Source organism: Leclercia tamurae, from assembly GCF_025566055.1.
Classification (GTDB): domain Bacteria; phylum Pseudomonadota; class Gammaproteobacteria; order Enterobacterales; family Enterobacteriaceae; genus Enterobacter; species Enterobacter tamurae.
Genome location: NZ_JAMHKS010000067.1, coordinates 35,873 through 54,830, shown reverse-complemented (window position 1 = coordinate 54,830; position 18,958 = coordinate 35,873). Strand labels below are relative to the sequence as shown.

Sequence of the window (18,958 nt, the reverse complement as noted above, 5' to 3'; positions counted from 1 at the left end):
CATGGCAGATTACCAGGGTAAAAAAGTCGTCATCATCGGGTTAGGCTTAACCGGCCTCTCCTGCGTGGACTTTTTCCTCGCGTGGGGTGTGACGCCTCGCGTAATGGATACGCGTGTCTCTCCGCCTGGTCTGGATAAACTGCCGGAGCAGGTTGAACGCCACCTTGGTGGTCTGAATGAAGCCTGGCTCAATGCCGCCGATCTGATTGTCGCCAGCCCGGGCATCGCCCTGGCTCATCCAGCGTTAAGCGCTGCGGCGGACGCGGGCGTCGAGATTGTCGGGGATATCGAGCTGTTCTGCCGTGAAGCGCAGGCACCGGTGATTGCGATTACCGGTTCGAACGGTAAAAGCACCGTCACCACGCTAGTCGGCGAGATGGCAAAAGCGGCCGGTAAGAATGTCGGTGTTGGCGGCAATATTGGCCTTCCAGCCCTAATGCTGCTGGATAAAGGCTGCGAGCTGTACGTTCTGGAACTTTCCAGCTTCCAGCTTGAAACCACCACGAGCCTGCATGCGGCCGCGGCAACGATCCTGAACGTGACCGAAGATCATATGGACCGGTATCCATTTGGTCTACAGCAGTACCGCGCGGCGAAGCTGCGTGTTTATGAAAATGCCAAAGTCTGCGTTGTGAACGCTGATGATGCCCTGACCATGCCGGTGCGTGGCGCTGACGATCGCTGTATCAGCTTTGGTATCACCATGGGTGATTACCACCTGAACCGTCAGCAGGGCGAAACCTGGCTGCGGGTGAAGGGTGAGAAGGTGCTGAACGTGAAAGAGATGCCGCTTTCGGGTCAGCATAATTATACCAACGCGCTGGCCGCGCTGGCGCTGGCGGATGCCGCCGGTTTGCCGCGCGCCACCAGCCTGAAAGCCCTGACTACCTTTAGCGGTCTGGCGCATCGCTTCCAGCTGGCGCTGGAGCATAACGGCGTACGCTGGATCAACGATTCAAAAGCCACCAACGTCGGCAGCACTGAAGCGGCGCTGAATGGCCTGCACATTGATGGCACTCTGCATCTGCTGCTGGGTGGCGACGGCAAATCGGCTGATTTCTCTTCGCTGAAGCAGTACCTCAGCGGTGACAACGTGCGCCTTTACTGCTTTGGCCGTGACGGCGCCGAACTGGCGGCGCTGCGTCCGGACGTTGCCGAGCAAACCGACACCATGGAGCAGGCGATGCGGCTGATTGCCCCGCGCGTGAAGCCGGGCGACATGGTGCTGCTCTCTCCGGCCTGCGCCAGCCTCGATCAGTTTAAGAACTTCGAGCAACGCGGCGATCTCTTTACCCGCCTGGCGAAGGAGTTAGGCTGATGCGCTTCTCTCTCCCTCGCCTGAGAATGCCCCGGATGCCAGGATTTGGCATCCTGATGTGGATCTCGTCGGCGTTAAAGGGCTGGGTCATGGGCTCCCGGGATAAAGATTCCGATAGCCTGATTATGTACGACCGCATGCTGCTCTGGCTCACGCTGGGGCTGGCGGCGATTGGCTTTATTATGGTGACCTCGGCCTCGATGCCCGTTGGACAGCGTCTGGCTAACGATCCCTTCCTGTTCGCCAAGCGTGACGGGCTGTACATCATCCTGGCGTTCTGTCTGGCGATGGTGACGTTACGTCTGCCGATGTCATTCTGGCAGCGCCACAGTACCGCGATGTTGATCGCCTCTATCGCCATGCTGTTGATCGTGCTGGTGGTGGGTAGCTCGGTGAACGGGGCATCACGCTGGATTGCTTTTGGCCCGCTGCGTATACAGCCTGCGGAATTCACCAAGCTGTCGCTGTTCTGCTATCTCGCCAACTATCTGGTGCGTAAGGTGGATGAGGTCCGTAATAACCTGCGTGGCTTCTTAAAACCGATGGGCGTGATCCTGGTGCTGGCGGTGCTGCTGTTGGCCCAGCCTGACCTCGGTACCGTGGTGGTGCTGTTCGTTACCACCCTGGCGATGCTGTTCCTGGCCGGAGCAAAACTGTGGCAGTTCATCGCCATTATCGGGATGGGGATTTCGGCGGTGGTGCTGCTGATCCTTGCCGAGCCGTACCGTATCCGCCGTGTGACCTCTTTCTGGAACCCGTGGGAAGATCCGTTCGGCAGCGGCTATCAGCTGACCCAGTCATTGATGGCCTTTGGCCGCGGTGAAGTATGGGGCCAGGGGCTGGGGAATTCCGTGCAAAAACTCGAGTATTTACCTGAGGCGCATACCGACTTTATCTTCTCCATTATTGGGGAAGAACTGGGTTATATCGGTGTGGTACTGGCACTTTTAATGGTATTCTTCGTGGCTTTCCGTGCGATGTCGATCGGCCGGAAAGCACTGGTTATCGACCACCGTTTCTCGGGTTTTTTGGCCTGTTCAATCGGTATCTGGTTCAGTTTTCAGGCTTTAGTTAACGTCGGTGCCGCAGCAGGTATGCTGCCAACCAAGGGGCTGACGTTGCCGTTAATCAGTTATGGTGGTTCGAGTCTGTTGATCATGTCGACCGCCATTATGTTTTTGCTACGCATAGATTATGAAACGCGTCTGGAAAATGCCCAGGCGTTTACACGAGGTTCACGATGAATCAACCGAAGCGGTTAATGGTGATGGCAGGCGGTACCGGCGGACATGTGTTCCCGGGACTGGCGGTTGCGCACCATTTAATGGATCAGGGCTGGCAGGTACGCTGGCTGGGAACCGCAGACCGCATGGAGGCCGATCTGGTGCCGAAGCACGGGATTGAGATCGACTTTATCCATATCTCCGGCCTGCGCGGCAAGGGCATCAAAGCTCTGCTGCTGGCACCGGTGCGCATTTTCAACGCCTGGCGCCAGGCGCGGGCGATCATGAAGCGTTTTAAGCCGGACGTGGTGCTGGGAATGGGCGGTTACGTCTCCGGTCCTGGCGGACTGGCGGCGTGGTCGCTGGGGATCCCGGTGGTGCTGCATGAGCAGAACGGTATTGCGGGCCTGACCAACAAGTGGCTCTCCCGGATCGCCAGCAAAGTGATGCAGGCCTTCCCCGGCGCGTTTCCGAAAGCGGACGTGGTGGGCAATCCGGTGCGTGTGGACGTGCTGGCGCTGCCGTTACCGCAGGAGCGCCTTGTCGGACGTCAAGGTCCGGTGCGTGTGCTGGTGGTGGGCGGCTCTCAGGGCGCGCGCATTCTGAACCAGACGCTGCCGCAAGTCGCAGCGAAGCTCGGCGACGCGGTGACCATCTGGCATCAAAGCGGGAAGGGCGGTCAGCAAACGGTCGAGCAGGCGTATGCCGACGCAGGCCAGCCGCAGCATAAAGTGACTGAATTTATCGACGACATGGCCGCAGCGTATGCCTGGGCCGATGTCGTGGTCTGCCGCTCCGGCGCGCTGACGGTGAGCGAAATTGCCGCCGCAGGCTTACCGGCGCTGTTTGTGCCGTTCCAGCACAAAGATCGTCAGCAGTACTGGAATGCGTTGCCGCTTGAAAAAGCCGGTGCCGCGAAAATTTTTGAACAGCCGCAGTTCACCGCAGACGCGGTCGCCAACACCCTGGCGGGCTGGAACCGGGAGACATTACTGGAGATGGCGCAGCACGCACGTGCCGCAGCGATCCCGGATGCAACGGAGCGGGTGGCGAAAGAAGTGAGCCTGGCAGCCCAGGTTTAACCCTCGCAGCGCGTGTTGCGCTGCACGAATTTTTTGAAGTAGTCGATGGCGTTTAGAGAATGAATACACAACAACTGGCGAAACTGCGTTCAATCGTGCCCGAGATGCGTCGCGTCCGGCACATTCACTTTGTTGGCATCGGCGGCGCCGGTATGGGCGGTATTGCCGAAGTGCTGGCGAATGAAGGCTACCAGATCAGCGGTTCCGATCTGGCGCCGAACCCTGTTACGCAACAGTTGGCGTCCCTTGGCGCGACCATCTATTTTAACCATCGTCCGGAAAATGTCCTTGATGCCAGCGTGGTTGTAGTCTCCAGCGCCATCTCTGCCGACAACCCGGAAATCGTTGCCGCACACGAAGCGCGTATCCCGGTGATCCGCCGTGCCGAGATGCTGGCCGAGCTGATGCGTTTTCGTCACGGCATCGCCATCGCCGGTACTCACGGTAAAACCACCACCACGGCGATGGTCTCCAGTATTTATGCCGAAGCGGGCCTCGATCCGACCTTCGTTAACGGTGGCCTGGTAAAAGCCGCGGGCGTGCATGCGCGTCTGGGTCACAGCCGTTATCTGATTGCTGAAGCGGATGAAAGTGATGCGTCCTTCCTGCATCTGCAGCCGATGGTGGCGATTGTCACCAACATCGAAGCTGACCATATGGATACCTACCAGGGCGACTTCGAAAATTTAAAGCAAACATTCATAAACTTTCTCCACAATCTGCCGTTTTATGGACGGGCGGTAATGTGCGTTGACGATCCGGTGATCCGCGAGCTGCTGCCGCGTGTCGGTCGTCAAATCACCACCTACGGTTTCAGCGAAGACGCTGACGTGCGTGTGGAAAGCTACAAGCAGGTCGGTGCGCAGGGGCATTTCACCCTCGCGCGTCAGGATAAAGAGCTGCTGCAGGTTACGCTGAATGCCCCAGGCCGTCACAACGCCCTGAACGCTGCAGCGGCTGTTGCGGTAGCTACAGAAGAAGGCATTGAAGACGAAGCCATTCTGCGGGCGCTGGAAAGCTTCCAGGGTACCGGTCGTCGTTTCGATTTCCTTGGCGAATTCCCGCTGGAAACCGTTAACGGGAAAAGCGGCACTGCGATGCTGGTTGATGACTACGGCCATCACCCGACCGAAGTGGATGCGACAATCAAAGCGGCGCGCGCGGGCTGGCCGGACAAAAATCTGGTGATGCTGTTCCAGCCACACCGCTATACCCGTACCCGTGACCTGTACGACGATTTTGCTAACGTGCTGTCACAGGTTGATACCCTGCTGATGCTGGATGTTTACTCGGCGGGCGAAGCGGCCATTCCGGGCGCGGACAGTCGCTCCCTGTGCCGCACCATTCGCGGCCGTGGCAAGATCGACCCGATTCTGGTCTCCGATCATGCCCAGGCAGCCGCGATGCTTGCCCCGGTGTTGACCGGCAATGATTTGATTCTGGTGCAGGGTGCGGGAAATATCGGCAAGATCGCCCGTACGCTGGCCGAAATCAAACTTAAGCCGCAAATTTCGGAGGAAGAGCGTCATGGCTGATAAGATTGCGGTCCTCTCTGGCGGCACCTCTGCAGAGCGCGAGGTTTCCCTGAATTCCGGTTCTGCGGTACTGGCAGGGCTTCGCGAAGGCGGCGTTGATGCGTACCTGGTCGATCCGAAAGAGACTGACGTGACGCGCCTGAAAGAGATGGGTTTTGCTAAAGTCTTTATCGCCCTGCATGGCCGCGGCGGTGAAGACGGTACGCTGCAGGGCTTGCTGGACATCATCGGCCTGCCTTATACCGGCAGCGGCGTAATGGCCTCGGCCATCTCTATGGACAAACTGCGCAGCAAATTGCTGTGGCAGGGGGCCGGTTTGCCGGTTGCGCCATGGGTGGCACTGACCCGTCGTGAATTTGAGCAGGGCCTTGATGCCAGCGTTACTGAGCGTATTGCGGCGCTAGGATTACCGGTAATCGTTAAGCCGAGCCGTGAAGGCTCAAGCGTAGGAATGTCTAAAGTTGACGAAGCAGGCGATATATCATCTGCATTAGCGCTGGCATTTCAACATGATGAAGAAGTTCTGATAGAAAAATGGCTCAGCGGACCGGAATTTACCGTTGCGATGCTCGGTGAAGAAATTTTACCGTCAATTCGTATCCAACCAGCAGGAACCTTCTATGATTATGAGGCGAAGTATCTCTCTGATGAGACGCAATATTTCTGCCCAAGTGGTCTGGAAGCGGAGCGTGAAGCCCTTTTAAACGCTCTGGTGCTTAAAGCCTGGCATGTACTTGGCTGCCGTGGCTGGGGACGAATCGACGTGATGCAGGATAGCGATGGGCAGTTTTATCTGCTGGAAGCCAATACTTCGCCGGGGATGACCAGCCATAGCCTGGTGCCGATGGCGGCGCGCCAGGCGGGAATGAGCTTCTCGCAGCTTGTGGTTCGTATTCTGGACCAGGCGGGCTGATATGTCTCAGGCTGCGCTGAACACGCGAAACCGTGACGAAGAAGAAGAGTATTCTTCTTCGCGTCGGAGTAATGGAACGCGTCTTGCAGGGATCACCTTCCTGCTCGCCGTGCTGTGTACGGTGTTTGTCAGCGGCTGGATGGTGCTCGGCTGGATGGAAGATGCACAACGTCTGCCTCTGTCGAAACTGGTGGTGACGGGTGACCGCCACTACACGCGTAATGATGATATCCGGCAGTCGATTCTGGCATTAGGATCGCCCGGCACCTTCATGACGCAGGACGTGAATATTATCCAGAGCCAGATTGAACGCTTGCCATGGATTAAACAAGCGAGCGTCAGAAAGCAGTGGCCGGATGAATTGAAGATTCATCTGGTTGAATATGTACCCATTGCGCGTTGGAATGATCAGCATATGGTTGACGTAGATGGAATTTCTTTCAGCGTCCCGGCCGATCGTGTCAGCAAGCAAAATTTACCCATGTTGTATGGTCCGGAAGGCAGTGAAAACGAAGTGCTGGAAGGTTTCCGTAACATGGGGCAAGTGCTGGCTAAAGATCGTTTTACCCTGAAACAAGCCGCCATGACGGCGCGTCGTTCCTGGCAGTTGACGCTGACGAACGACATTAAGCTGAATCTTGGCCGGGGTGACACGATGAAGCGTCTGTCCCGTTTTGTAGAACTTTATCCCGTTCTGCAGCAGCAGGGGCAGGCTGAAGGCAAAAGGATTAGCTACGTTGATTTGCGCTATGACTCAGGCGCATCGGTCGGGTGGATCCCGGCGCCGGTTGAGGAACCTAATCAGCAACAGAATCAGGCTCAGGTACAGGCAGAATAACAATGATCAAGGCGACGGACAGAAAACTGGTAGTAGGACTGGAGATTGGCACTGCGAAGGTTGCCGCTTTAGTAGGGGAAGTTCTGCCCGACGGTATGGTCAATATCATTGGTGTGGGTAGCTGCCCGTCTCGTGGTATGGATAAAGGTGGGGTAAACGACCTCGAGTCGGTGGTGAAATGCGTTCAGCGCGCCATCGATCAGGCCGAATTGATGGCAGATTGCCAGATTTCCTCCGTGTATCTGGCGCTCTCTGGCAAGCATATTAGCTGCCAGAACGAGATTGGCATGGTGCCGATCTCAGAAGAAGAAGTTTCGCAGGAAGACGTCGAAAACGTCGTGCATACTGCCAAGTCTGTGCGCGTTCGCGACGAGCATCGCGTTCTGCATGTGATCCCGCAGGAGTATGCGATCGACTACCAGGAAGGGATTAAAAATCCGGTAGGCCTTTCCGGCGTACGTATGCAGGCAAAAGTGCACTTGATCACATGTCACAACGATATGGCGAAGAACATTGTCAAAGCTGTGGAACGTTGTGGTCTTAAAGTTGACCAACTGATTTTCGCCGGTCTGGCCGCAAGTTATTCTGTGCTGACCGAAGACGAACGTGAACTGGGCGTCTGTGTAGTGGATATCGGTGGTGGTACGATGGACATGGCCGTCTATACCGGTGGTGCGCTGCGCCACACCAAAGTTATCCCGTATGCGGGGAACGTGGTGACCAGCGATATCGCCTACGCCTTTGGCACGCCACCGAGCGATGCAGAGGCGATTAAAGTGCGCCACGGTTGTGCACTGGGCTCCATCGTGGGCAAAGATGAGAGCGTTGAAGTGCCAAGCGTTGGTGGACGTCCACCGCGCAGCCTGCAGCGCCAGACGTTAGCCGAGGTCATTGAGCCGCGTTATACCGAGCTGCTCAACCTGGTCAACGAAGAGATTTTGCAGTTACAGGAACAGCTTCGCCAGCAGGGTGTCAAACACCATCTTGCGGCGGGGATTGTATTAACCGGCGGCGCGGCGCAAATTGAAGGTCTTGCGGCCTGTGCTCAGCGGGTGTTCCATACGCAGGTGCGCATCGGTGCACCGCTGAACATCACCGGTCTGACGGATTATGCTCAGGAGCCGTATTATTCAACGGCAGTGGGCTTGCTTCATTACGGGAAAGAAACGCATCTCAGTGGTGAAGCAGAAGTAGAAAAACGCGTGTCGGTAGGTTCGTGGTTTAAACGAATCAACACCTGGCTGCGAAAAGAATTTTAATTTTAGTAAGAGACCGGCGAAAATTAACGGTTTCGGGCGACAGGCACAAAACGGAGAGAAACTATGTTTGAACCTATGGAACTGACCAACGACGCGGTGATTAAAGTCATCGGCGTCGGTGGCGGCGGCGGTAATGCTGTAGAGCACATGGTGCGCGAGCGCATCGAAGGTGTAGAGTTCTTCGCGGTGAACACCGATGCGCAGGCACTGCGTAAGACGGCGGTTGGCCAGACGATCCAGATCGGTGGCGGCATCACCAAAGGGCTGGGCGCTGGGGCAAACCCGGAAGTCGGCCGCAATGCTGCAGAAGAAGATCGTGAAGCACTGCGTGCTGCGCTTGATGGTGCAGACATGGTGTTTATCGCCGCAGGTATGGGCGGTGGTACCGGAACCGGTGCTGCGCCAGTCGTTGCTGAAGTTGCTAAAGATTTAGGTATCCTGACGGTTGCTGTCGTGACCAAGCCTTTCAACTTTGAAGGCAAGAAGCGTATGGCATTCGCCGAGCAGGGTATCACCGAGCTGTCCAAACATGTGGACTCGCTGATCACTATCCCGAACGACAAACTGCTGAAAGTGTTGGGCCGTGGCATCTCTCTGCTGGACGCCTTTGGCGCCGCGAACGATGTGCTGAAGGGTGCAGTCCAGGGTATCGCCGAGCTGATCACCCGTCCGGGTCTGATGAACGTCGACTTTGCTGACGTGCGCACCGTGATGTCCGAAATGGGCTACGCGATGATGGGCTCCGGCGTGGCGAAAGGTGAAGACCGTGCAGAAGAAGCCGCTGAAATGGCGATCTCTTCTCCGCTGCTGGAGGATATCGATCTCTCTGGCGCGCGCGGCGTGCTGGTCAATATCACCGCGGGCTTCGACCTGCGTCTGGATGAGTTCGAAACCGTGGGTAACACCATCCGTGCGTTCGCCTCTGACAACGCTACCGTGGTAATCGGTACTTCCCTTGATCCGGAAATGAACGATGAGCTGCGCGTAACGGTTGTTGCTACCGGTATCGGCATGGACAAACGTCCTGAGATCACCCTGGTAACCAACAAAACTGCTCAGCAGCCGGTGATGGATCGCTACCAGCCGCACGGCATGGCGCCGCTGACGCAAGAGCAGAAACCGGCCGCGAAAGTGGTCAATGACAATACAACCCAGACCCAGAAAGAGCCGGATTATCTGGATATCCCAGCGTTCCTGCGTAAGCAAGCTGATTAAGAATTAGCTGGAATTAGGGAATTTACGCTCTTTGTGCTAAACTGGCCGCCCGATAGTGATATACACTCTCGGTTGGATAAGTAACTTGGCGAGATTATACGATGATCAAACAAAGGACATTAAAACGTATCGTTCAGGCGACTGGTGTCGGTTTACATACCGGCAAGAAAGTCACACTGACGTTGCGCCCTGCGCCGGCCAATACCGGGGTCATCTATCGTCGCACCGACTTGAATCCACCGGTAGATTTCCCGGCTGATGCCAAATCTGTGCGTGATACTATGCTCTGTACTTGCCTGGTGAACGAGCATGACGTGCGGATCTCTACCGTAGAGCACCTGAATGCCGCCCTGGCGGGTCTGGGTATCGACAACATCGTTATTGAAGTCGATGCGCCAGAAATCCCGATCATGGATGGCAGCGCTGCACCGTTCGTTTATCTGTTGCTGGACGCCGGCATTGAAGAACTGAACAGTGCGAAGAAATTTGTGCGTATTAAAGAGACCGTTCGTGTCCAGGATGGCGACAAATGGGCTGAATTCAAGCCGTTTAATGGTTTTTCGTTGGACTTCACCATCGACTTTAACCATCCGGCGATTGATTCCAGCACCCAGCGCTATGCGATGAACTTCTCTGCTGATGCGTTTATGCGTCAGATCAGTCGTGCACGTACTTTCGGTTTCATGCGTGATATCGAATATCTGCAGTCCCGCGGCCTGTGCCTGGGCGGCAGCTTCGATTGTGCCATCGTTGTTGACGATTATCGCGTACTGAACGAAGACGGCCTGCGTTTTGAAGATGAATTTGTTCGTCACAAAATGTTGGATGCGATTGGGGACCTGTTCATGTGTGGTCACAATATCATTGGTGCGTTTACCGCGTATAAATCTGGTCACGCGCTGAACAACAAACTGTTGCAGGCTGTTCTGGCAAAACAGGAAGCCTGGGAATATGTGACCTTCGAAGACGAAGCTGAACTGCCACTGGCATTCAAAGCACCGAGCACGGTTCTGGCGTAACGGTAGATCCCGTTATTTAAATTCGACTGGTTGACCTGGCACTCTCTCCGGCCAGCAAGACCAGTCGTTTTTGTTTTTGTCCTTTCTGAATAGCCGTAGTCAATGGCGCGTTTGCTGATTTCATCACCATTTTTAACCTCTGCGGTGCCTCATTACTGCTGCTGTGAAGTCGCTTTAGTGGTAATATCTGGGCGCGAAAATATAAAAATCATACGGTAAGTCTTAAGGCTTACTTACTTGTGGTGGGGCAATTGAGCGGAATTCTGACGCGCTGGCGACAATTTGGCAGACGTTACTTCTGGCCGCATCTCCTTCTGGGGATGGTCGCGGCGAGTTTTGGCCTGCCCGCGCTCAGCAGCAACGCCGAAGCGGCTAATCCTGCGAAGACCGCCACCTCCCGACAAGATCTGACCACGCGGGTTAATTTCACTAACCTTGCCCTGCTGGAAGCGAACCGCCGACCGAATTACACGGTAGATTACTGGCATCAACACGCTATCCGCACCGTTATTCGCCATCTCTCTTTCGCCATGGCACCGCAGACGTTACCTGCTGTTGAAGAGACTTTGCCGGTTCAGGCGCACCATCTGGCGCTGCTGGATACGCTCAACTCACTGCTTACCCAGCAGAGCGAGCCGCCGGTCATTGTTCGTCAGGTGGCCCTTACCGCATTTTATCCCCCATCCGCTTTCTCCGTGTCGGCCTGGATTAGCCAGGTACAGGGCATCCGCGCCGGACCTCAACGCCTCAGCTAAATTAACCTTTTTCAATACCTTAATTTAACTGCCCATGAAGGGGCGTTTGAGAATTTATTATGTTAATCAAATTACTAACTAAAGTTTTCGGTAGTCGTAACGATCGTACTTTGCGCCGCATGCGCAAAGCTGTCAGCGTCATCAACGGCCTTGAGCCGGCAATGGAAAAACTCTCCGATGACGAGCTGAAAGGCAAAACTGCTGAATTCCGTGCCCGCCTTGAAAAAGGCGAAACCGTTGAAAGCCTGATCCCGGAAGCCTTCGCCGTGGTCCGCGAAGCGAGTAAGCGCGTGTTTGGTATGCGTCACTTCGACGTGCAGCTGCTGGGCGGTATGGTCCTCAATGACCGCTGCATCGCCGAGATGCGTACCGGTGAAGGTAAAACCCTGACCGCGACCCTGCCTGCTTATCTGAATGCACTGTCCGGTAAAGGCGTTCACGTCGTTACCGTCAACGACTATCTGGCGCAGCGTGACGCCGAAAACAACCGCCCACTGTTTGAATTCCTCGGCATGAGCGTTGGGATCAACATGTCAGGCCTGCCGGCTCCGGCGAAACGCGAAGCCTACGGCGCGGACATCACTTACGGCACCAACAACGAATACGGTTTTGACTACCTGCGTGACAACATGGCTTTCAGCCCGGAAGAGCGCGTTCAGCGTAAACTGCACTATGCGCTGGTGGATGAGGTCGACTCCATTCTGATCGATGAAGCCCGTACTCCGCTGATCATCTCCGGTCCGGCTGAAGACAGCTCCGAGATGTATCGCAAAGTCGACAAAATCATTCCTCACCTGATCCGTCAGGAAAAAGAGGACTCCGATACCTTCCAGGGTGAAGGCCACTTCTCCGTGGACGAAAAAGCCCGCCAGGTAAACCTGACCGAACGTGGTCTGGTCCAGATTGAAGAGTTGCTGGTGCAGGAAGGCATTATGGAAGAGGGTGAGTCACTTTACTCTCCGACCAACATCATGCTGATGCACCACGTGACCGCAGCGCTGCGTGCGCACGTGCTCTTTACCCGTGACGTGGACTACATCGTTAAAGATGGCGAAGTCATTATCGTCGACGAACACACCGGCCGTACCATGCAGGGTCGCCGCTGGTCTGACGGTCTGCACCAGGCGGTTGAAGCCAAAGAGAACGTCGATATCCAGAACGAAAACCAGACCCTGGCATCTATCACCTTCCAGAACTACTTCCGTCTGTACGAGAAGCTGGCAGGGATGACCGGTACGGCGGATACCGAAGCCTTTGAATTCAGCTCTATCTACAAGCTGGATACCGTGGTGGTACCAACCAACCGTCCGATGATCCGTAAAGATATGCCGGATCTGGTCTACATGACCGAAGCGGAAAAAATTCAGGCTATCATCGAAGATATTCGCGACCGTACTGCTGCTGGCCAGCCAGTTCTGGTGGGTACAATTTCCATCGAAAAATCGGAAGTAGTCTCCGAAGAGCTGACCAAAGCCGGGATCAAGCACAACGTTCTGAACGCCAAGTTCCACGCCAAAGAGGCCGATATCGTTGCCCAGGCGGGTTATCCGTCAGCGGTAACCATCGCCACCAACATGGCGGGTCGTGGTACTGACATTATGCTGGGCGGTAGCTGGCAGGCAGAAGTGGCCGCGCTGGAAGATCCAACCCCGGAACAGATCGCGCAGATCAAAGCCGACTGGCAGGTTCGTCACGATGCCGTACTGGCCGCGGGCGGTCTGCACATCATCGGTACTGAACGCCATGAATCCCGTCGTATCGACAACCAGCTGCGTGGTCGTGCAGGCCGTCAGGGTGATGCCGGTTCCTCCCGCTTCTACCTGTCGATGGAAGATGCGCTGATGCGTATTTTCGCCTCTGACCGTGTGTCAGGCATGATGCGTAAGCTGGGCATGAAGCCGGGCGAAGCGATTGAACACCCGTGGGTGACCAAAGCCATCGCCAACGCGCAGCGTAAAGTGGAAAGCCGTAACTTCGATATTCGTAAGCAGCTGCTTGAGTATGATGACGTGGCTAACGACCAGCGTCGCGCGATTTACACCCAGCGTAACGAGCTGCTGGACGTGTCCGACGTGAGCGAAACCATCAATAGCATCCGCGAAGACGTGTTTAAAGCCACGATCGATGCTCACATTCCTCCGCAATCTCTGGAAGAGATGTGGGATATCGAAGGTCTGCAGGTGCGTCTGAAAAACGATTTCGACCTCGACATGCCTATCCAGGAGTGGCTGGATAAAGAGCCGGAGCTGCATGAAGAGACCCTGCGCGAGCGTATTTTTGCTAATGCCATCGAAGTTTATCAGCGTAAAGAAGAAGTGGTCGGCGCTGAGATGATGCGTCACTTCGAGAAAGGCGTGATGCTGCAAACCCTGGACTCCCTGTGGAAAGAGCACCTGGCGGCGATGGACTATCTGCGTCAGGGTATCCATCTGCGCGGCTATGCGCAAAAAGATCCAAAGCAGGAGTACAAGCGCGAATCCTTTGCCATGTTTGCCGCGATGCTTGAATCCCTGAAATACGAAGTGATCAGCACCCTGAGTAAGGTACAGGTGCGCATGCCGGAAGAAGTGGAAGAGATGGAGCAGCAGCGTCGCGAAGAGGCTGAACGTCTGGCCCAGATGCAGCAGCTCAGCCATCAGGACGACGAAGAAGCCGCCGCTGCCGCGATTGCCGCGCAGGCCGGTGAGCGTAAGGTCGGTCGTAACGATCCGTGCCCATGTGGTTCAGGTAAAAAATACAAACAGTGCCATGGCCGTCTAAGCTAAGCATTAAACCAACTGAAAAGGCGCAGATATCTGCGCCTTTTTTATGGAATCAAGACAATGAAAACACTGCAAATCGCTGTCGGGATCATTCGCAATTCCGATGACCAAATCTTTATTACCCAGCGTGCGGCCGATGCGCACATGGCGAATAAATGGGAGTTTCCCGGCGGGAAGATCGAGGCTGGCGAAACACCGGAGCAGGCGCTGATCCGCGAGCTTCAGGAAGAGGTGGGGATCACCCCGCTTGGTGCGACCCTGTTCGATAAACTGGAATATGCGTTTCCCGATCGCCATATCACGCTCTGGTTCTGGTTGGTAGAACGCTGGGAAGGGGAGCCGTGGGGCAAAGAGGGGCAACTGGGGAATTGGGTTACGCTTCAGGCAAGTGATGCCGACAAATTCCCGCCGGCCAATGCGCCCATTATTACCCGCTTAGTGGGTAACCAGTAAACCTGCTCAGCGAAGCGCCAGCAGGCTGATACGGTTACTGCTGGCTTTCGCTCCAGTCATCGCTTTCAGAGTGATCGCCTTCGCTCGGGATACGTTTCTCCTCTGCCGCCCATTCACCGAGATCGATCAGCTGGCAACGTTTGCAGCAAAAAGGACGAAAAGGACTCTGCTCGCCCCAGATAACGGGCTTCCCACAGGTGGGGCAGTTCACGGTAGTAACATCAGACATCATGACTCCTTAACAACACGCCAGCTCAAAGTCGAGACGTTCCGGCACCAGACCATGTTCACTGTCGAGCGGCATGAAACGAATCGCAAAGCGGCTCTTGTGACCTGAAATTTGCGGATAAAGCTGATCGGCAAGGGTCAGCTGCAGGCGCAGCAGATCGGCATCTTCGCCGTTATCCTGATAAAAACCGTTTAGGCTGGTTTGCTTGCGGAACGGCGCGGAGTTGCGGATCAAATCGAGAATCAGCGACAGCGCCTGCGTCAGCGGCTCAAGGCTGCCAAGCCAGCTTTGGACCTGGATATCGCGCTGCTCCTGCGGCATATGCAGCCAGATATGCAGGGTCGGCAAATCGAAACTGCAGCAGCCGCCAGGAATGCTCAGACGCTGACGAACCAATGCTACCAGGCGATCTTCCCGCAAAAACTGGCCGATACGCGGCGCAGCCATCAATACCGTGCTGTTGTGTTTCAGCTGCTGACGCAGACTGTCAATGCGGCTGTTATCCACGCCCGGGACTTCGGCCCAGGCCTGCAATTTGCGCTGCTGACGCTCCAGCTCTTTCAGTAATTCAGTGCGGACTTCGCCACGCTCTAACACATCCAGCAGGTCGCTTACGTTACGGAAAAAATGCAGCGCCGAGGTGTGGTCGTGTACCGGCAGGAGGCCTGAAAGCTGCTGGATTAAAAACTCGATGCGCAGCCAGGTGCGCATTTTTTCATTGAGGGGATGCTCAAAAAGAACGTGGGTGTGCATTAGGCTTTTTCCTGTAAAACGGCCTGCGCCAGGTAGTACTGATGCAGGCGGGCAACATCGGAGGCGATGGCATCCGGTGCGCCGTTATTATCAATAACATCATCCGCGACGGCAAGGCGTGCTTCACGTGTGGCCTGCGCGGCAAGAATTTGTTCGGCATGTTCGCGCCCGACATTATCGCGGGCGATGGTGCGCTGAATTTGTGTTGTCGGAGAGACGTCCACCACCAGCACCCGGTCAGCTTTGTCGTGAAGCTTATTTTCCACCAGAAGCGGTACGACCCAGAGGACATAAGGTGAGGTCGCCTGCGATATCTGCTTCTGAGTCTCCTGCTGGATCAGCGGATGAAGCAGGGCATTAAGCCAGGCTTTTTCTTCAGGATGCGAGAAAATACGTTCACGCAGCATCCGGCGGTTTAAGGTACCGTCGGGCGCAATCATGTCGTGGCCGAAATGTTCTGCGATAGCGTGTAATGCAGGTGTACCGGGCTCTACCACCTGGCGGGCAATGATATCGGCATCAATAATCGTGACACCCAGACGTGAGAAGGCGTCGGCCACAGTGCTTTTGCCACTGCCAATGCCTCCCGTTAATGCAACGATGTACCCCATTAATTAAAATCCTGGGAAATATTCATTATTGATATCAATTGCTTAAGATTTAATCTTTTAACGGCAATGGTTAAGCTCTGCTTACGGACTTTTTACCAGGTAAATTTATAGGATTGTAGCGTAAAAAAAGTGATTTTCGCAGTCTTGCGCAACAGCTATTAGTGCGTATGATAGCGTCACTGGAGTTGTGTGTTTCGTTTTTCGACATTTACCCCAGTACCCCAGGAATCCGCAAATGCGTATCGAAGAAGATCTGAAGTTAGGTTTCAAAGACGTTCTTATCCGCCCTAAACGTTCTACCCTGAAAAGTCGCTCCGACGTTGAACTCGAACGTGAATTCACCTTTAAGCATTCCGGTCAGACCTGGTCTGGCGTGCCTGTTATCGCCGCCAATATGGATACGGTTGGGACGTTTGCGATGGCAAAAGCGCTGGCCTCCTTCGACATTCTGACCGCGGTGCATAAGCACTACAGCGTTGAAGAGTGGAATGCGTTTGCAGGCTCAGTATCTGAAACCGTGCTCAAGCACGTGATGGTTTCCACCGGCACCTCTGACGCCGATTTCGAAAAAACGAAACAGATCCTGATTGCCAACCCGAATCTGAACTTCATCTGCATTGATGTCGCCAATGGTTACTCTGAGCATTTCGTACAGTTCGTCAGCAAAGCGCGTCAGGCCTGGCCGACCAAAACCATTATTGCGGGTAACGTGGTTACCGGTGAAATGTGTGAAGAGCTGATCCTGTCCGGCGCCGATATCGTGAAAGTGGGCATTGGCCCGGGTTCCGTCTGCACCACCCGCGTGAAAACCGGTGTTGGCTATCCGCAGCTTTCCGCAGTGATCGAGTGTGCTGATGCCGCTCACGGCCTGGGCGGCCAGATCATCAGCGACGGCGGTTGCACCACGCCAGGTGACGTGGCGAAAGCCTTTGGTGGCGGCGCAGACTTCGTAATGCTGGGCGGTATGCTGGCAGGCCACGAAGAGAGCGGCGGTACCGTGGTTGATGAAAACGGTGAAAAATTCATGCTGTTCTACGGCATGAGCTCTGAATCGGCGATGAACCGTCACGTAGGCGGTGTTGCTCAGTATCGTGCGGCAGAAGGTAAAACCGTCAAGCTGCCACTGCGCGGCCCGGTTGAGAATACCGCGCGTGATATCCTGGGTGGCCTGCGTTCAGCCTGTACCTACGTGGGCGCATCCCGCCTGAAAGAGCTGACCAAGCGCACCACCTTTATCCGCGTTCAGGAACAGGAAAACCGCGTTTTCAACAGCCTGTAATGCACTCTCGCTGGCGCGACTCGCGCCAGCGTTATCCCGCACTCATCGCATCCCCCAGATGGAAAATCGGCAGGTACATCGCCACCACCAGCGTGCCGATAATTAACCCCGTCACAATCAACAGCAGCGGCTCCAGCAGCGAGGCCAGATTATCAGCCTGCTGAAAAGTCTGTTCATTATGATGCTGCGCCAGATTAGCCAGCATGGTATCCAGCGAACCCGACGCTTCACCGGTGCGCACGAGCTGAATGCAGAGCGGCGTAAAGATCGCTGCTTCATTCAGGGCAGACCAGATAGGCGCCCCCTGCATGATGCGCTGGCGTGCCGCCTGTAATGTCTCCTGCCAGAAGGGGCACGTCAGCGTCTCCTCGGTACTGTCCAGTCCCTGCAGAAAGGCGATGCCTGCCTGCTGGGTGAGCGACAGCACGGTAAAGATCTGGCTGAGCTTTTGCCCGCGCACCAGCGGGCCAATCACCGGGCTGTTCAGTAGCAGACGCTGCGTAGCACGTTGCCACCGCCGGTTGCGGCGAACCAACATCAGGCCAGATGCCGCCGCCAGCAGACTTAACACCAGTCCAGCCCCCCACTCCTGAAGCGTGGTCGCCAGTGCCATTACGGCCCGGGTCAGGGCCGGTAGGGGCGTATTGAAGGTTTTGTAGATCGCGGCAAACTCCGGCAGCACCAGGGTCACCATCGCCAGCACTACGGCGACGGCCAGGGCGAGAATGATGATCGGATAGCGCAGAGCCTTTTTCACCTTCGCGCTAAGCTGTTGCTGCGTTTTTTGCTGCTGGGCCAGTTGACGACAGCACTCATCAAGCTTGCCGGTCAGCTCCCCGGTTTTCACCATCGACACATAGAGGGGAGGGAAGACGTGCGGCCACTTTTTCATGGCATCAGAAAAGGTGCTCCCGGCGCTGAGATCGTCGGCCACGCTCTGCAGCAACGCCTGCCACTGTCGGGCCGGATGCTGCTGGGCCAGAAGCGCCAGACCGGCCGAGAGCGTTAAGCCCGCCTGCAGCAGCGTCGCCAGCTGGTGGATCACCTCGTAGCGATGCTGCGCCTGCCAGCGCGTCTGCTGCAGGCTTCGTCTGAGTTCCAGGGGGAAAAGATCCCGGCCCAACAGACGATCCCACGCCGTCTGTTTGTCGGGTGCCCAGAGCGCGCCTGTCTGCATCTCTCCCTGCTGGCTGAGCGCCCGCCAACGCCAGAGTTGATTACTGGCCATCCGATTCGCCCAGCATCTGCACCAGCTCCCCGAGGGTGGTGTGGCCTTGCTCTACCGCCATACAGCCATGCTCAAACAGCGTGATCATCCCTGACTGTCTGGCCAGTTTTTCGATCTCCTCGACCGGCGCGCCGCTGGCAATGGCGGTGCGCAGTTCACGGGTGATGACCATCATCTCGAAGATCGCCACCCGACCATAAAAGCCGTGATAGCAGCGGTCGCAGCCCACGGGCTGCCAGTGCGGCAAAGGCCGAGGCCACAGCGCCTGAGGTAGCGGCGCATCCCGGCGCACCTCAGTACGACAATGGGGACATAGCCGACGCACCAGCCGCTGGGCGATCACCAGAGACAACGCTGAGGAGATCATCCAGCGCGCCACCCCCATTTGCTGCAGGCGAACCAGCGTCTCTGCAGTGGAGTTGGTATGCAGTGTCGACAGGACTACACATCTCTTATGATAAACTCCTGTTTAGTCTATCATGGTGA

The 18,958-nt window shown here is 55.9% G+C and carries 17 protein-coding genes and 1 pseudogene; 13 read left to right on the top strand and 5 right to left on the bottom strand.

Features of this window, described 5'->3' with window-relative positions:
* Position 1: 1 nt before the first annotated feature.
* From murD to mutT, 12 genes are all read left to right on the top strand, one after another.
* Positions 2-1,318, top strand: coding sequence for a UDP-N-acetylmuramoyl-L-alanine--D-glutamate ligase (gene murD / locus M8318_RS05610; protein WP_262661301.1), 1,317 nt, complete (start codon positions 2-4; stop codon positions 1,316-1,318).
* Positions 1,318-2,562: a cell division protein FtsW gene (ftsW, locus tag M8318_RS05605; protein WP_262661298.1), complete on the top strand. Its 1,245-nt coding sequence runs from the start codon at positions 1,318-1,320 to the stop codon at positions 2,560-2,562. The genes murD and ftsW overlap by 1 nt, the downstream gene beginning before the upstream one ends.
* Positions 2,559-3,623 carry an undecaprenyldiphospho-muramoylpentapeptide beta-N-acetylglucosaminyltransferase gene (murG, locus tag M8318_RS05600; RefSeq protein ID WP_262661296.1) on the top strand — a complete coding sequence of 355 codons (1,065 nt, stop codon included), beginning with the start codon at positions 2,559-2,561 and terminating at the stop codon, positions 3,621-3,623. Before ftsW ends, murG begins: the two co-directional genes overlap by 4 nt.
* A 59-nt stretch (positions 3,624-3,682) precedes the next feature.
* A complete protein-coding gene (gene murC, locus M8318_RS05595; protein WP_262661295.1) occupies positions 3,683-5,158 on the top strand; it encodes a UDP-N-acetylmuramate--L-alanine ligase in 1,476 nt (491 codons plus the stop codon).
* Entirely contained in the window at positions 5,151-6,071 is a 921-nt protein-coding gene (locus M8318_RS05590; RefSeq protein WP_262661292.1) for a D-alanine--D-alanine ligase, read from the top strand. Before murC ends, M8318_RS05590 begins: the two co-directional genes overlap by 8 nt.
* 1 nt (position 6,072) lies before the next feature.
* Positions 6,073-6,909: a cell division protein FtsQ gene (gene ftsQ, locus M8318_RS05585; protein WP_262661291.1), complete on the top strand. Its 837-nt coding sequence runs from the start codon at positions 6,073-6,075 to the stop codon at positions 6,907-6,909.
* A 2-nt stretch (positions 6,910-6,911) separates the two neighbouring features.
* The gene (gene ftsA, locus M8318_RS05580; protein WP_106994244.1) at positions 6,912-8,168 is read left to right on the top strand and encodes a cell division protein FtsA; all 1,257 of its coding nucleotides are present in this window, start codon (positions 6,912-6,914) and stop codon (positions 8,166-8,168) included.
* Positions 8,169-8,231: 63 nt separating this feature from the next.
* On the top strand, positions 8,232-9,383 hold the full coding sequence (ftsZ, locus tag M8318_RS05575) for a cell division protein FtsZ (protein ID WP_032616544.1): 1,152 nt from the start codon (positions 8,232-8,234) through the stop codon (positions 9,381-9,383).
* Positions 9,384-9,484: 101 nt separating this feature from the next.
* Complete coding sequence (gene lpxC / locus M8318_RS05570; protein WP_039030368.1) at positions 9,485-10,402, top strand: UDP-3-O-acyl-N-acetylglucosamine deacetylase; 918 nt, start codon at positions 9,485-9,487, stop codon at positions 10,400-10,402.
* A 251-nt stretch (positions 10,403-10,653) separates the two neighbouring features.
* On the top strand, positions 10,654-11,157 hold the full coding sequence (gene secM, locus M8318_RS05565) for a secA translation cis-regulator SecM (protein WP_262661288.1): 504 nt from the start codon (positions 10,654-10,656) through the stop codon (positions 11,155-11,157).
* A gap of 59 nt (positions 11,158-11,216) precedes the next feature.
* Positions 11,217-13,922: a preprotein translocase subunit SecA gene (secA, locus tag M8318_RS05560; RefSeq protein ID WP_262661286.1), complete on the top strand. Its 2,706-nt coding sequence runs from the start codon at positions 11,217-11,219 to the stop codon at positions 13,920-13,922.
* Between the two features lie 57 nt (positions 13,923-13,979).
* Positions 13,980-14,372 (top strand): 8-oxo-dGTP diphosphatase MutT, encoded by a 393-nt coding sequence (gene mutT, locus M8318_RS05555; protein WP_262661284.1) that lies wholly within the window; start codon positions 13,980-13,982, stop codon positions 14,370-14,372.
* 34 nt (positions 14,373-14,406) lie between these two features.
* Here mutT and yacG read toward each other — a convergent pair whose 3' ends face one another.
* Genes yacG through coaE form a run of 3 tightly spaced genes read right to left on the bottom strand, consistent with a single transcriptional unit; the run spans position 14,407 to position 15,965 of the window.
* Positions 14,407-14,601 carry a DNA gyrase inhibitor YacG gene (gene yacG / locus M8318_RS05550; protein ID WP_106994247.1) on the bottom strand — a complete coding sequence of 65 codons (195 nt, stop codon included), beginning with the start codon at positions 14,599-14,601 and terminating at the stop codon, positions 14,407-14,409.
* A 9-nt stretch (positions 14,602-14,610) separates the two neighbouring features.
* Positions 14,611-15,354: a cell division protein ZapD gene (zapD, locus tag M8318_RS05545; RefSeq protein WP_166181604.1), complete on the bottom strand. Its 744-nt coding sequence runs from the start codon at positions 15,352-15,354 to the stop codon at positions 14,611-14,613.
* Positions 15,354-15,965: a dephospho-CoA kinase gene (gene coaE / locus M8318_RS05540; RefSeq protein WP_262661282.1), complete on the bottom strand. Its 612-nt coding sequence runs from the start codon at positions 15,963-15,965 to the stop codon at positions 15,354-15,356. The genes zapD and coaE overlap by 1 nt, the downstream gene beginning before the upstream one ends.
* Before the next feature lie 235 nt (positions 15,966-16,200).
* Here coaE and M8318_RS05535 point away from each other — a divergent pair, with 235 nt between their 5' ends.
* Positions 16,201-17,244 (top strand): GMP reductase, encoded by a 1,044-nt coding sequence (locus M8318_RS05535; RefSeq protein WP_106994250.1) that lies wholly within the window; start codon positions 16,201-16,203, stop codon positions 17,242-17,244.
* A gap of 31 nt (positions 17,245-17,275) precedes the next feature.
* Here M8318_RS05535 and hofC read toward each other — a convergent pair whose 3' ends face one another.
* Together hofC and M8318_RS05525 are read right to left on the bottom strand one after the other, a co-directional pair.
* On the bottom strand, positions 17,276-18,472 hold the full coding sequence (hofC, locus tag M8318_RS05530; protein WP_262661280.1) for a protein transport protein HofC: 1,197 nt from the start codon (positions 18,470-18,472) through the stop codon (positions 17,276-17,278).
* Positions 18,462-18,917, bottom strand: a pseudogene (locus M8318_RS05525) (ATPase, T2SS/T4P/T4SS family); the annotation flags it as partial. The gene hofC and the pseudogene M8318_RS05525, both read right to left, overlap by 11 nt.
* Positions 18,918-18,958 lie beyond the last annotated feature (41 nt).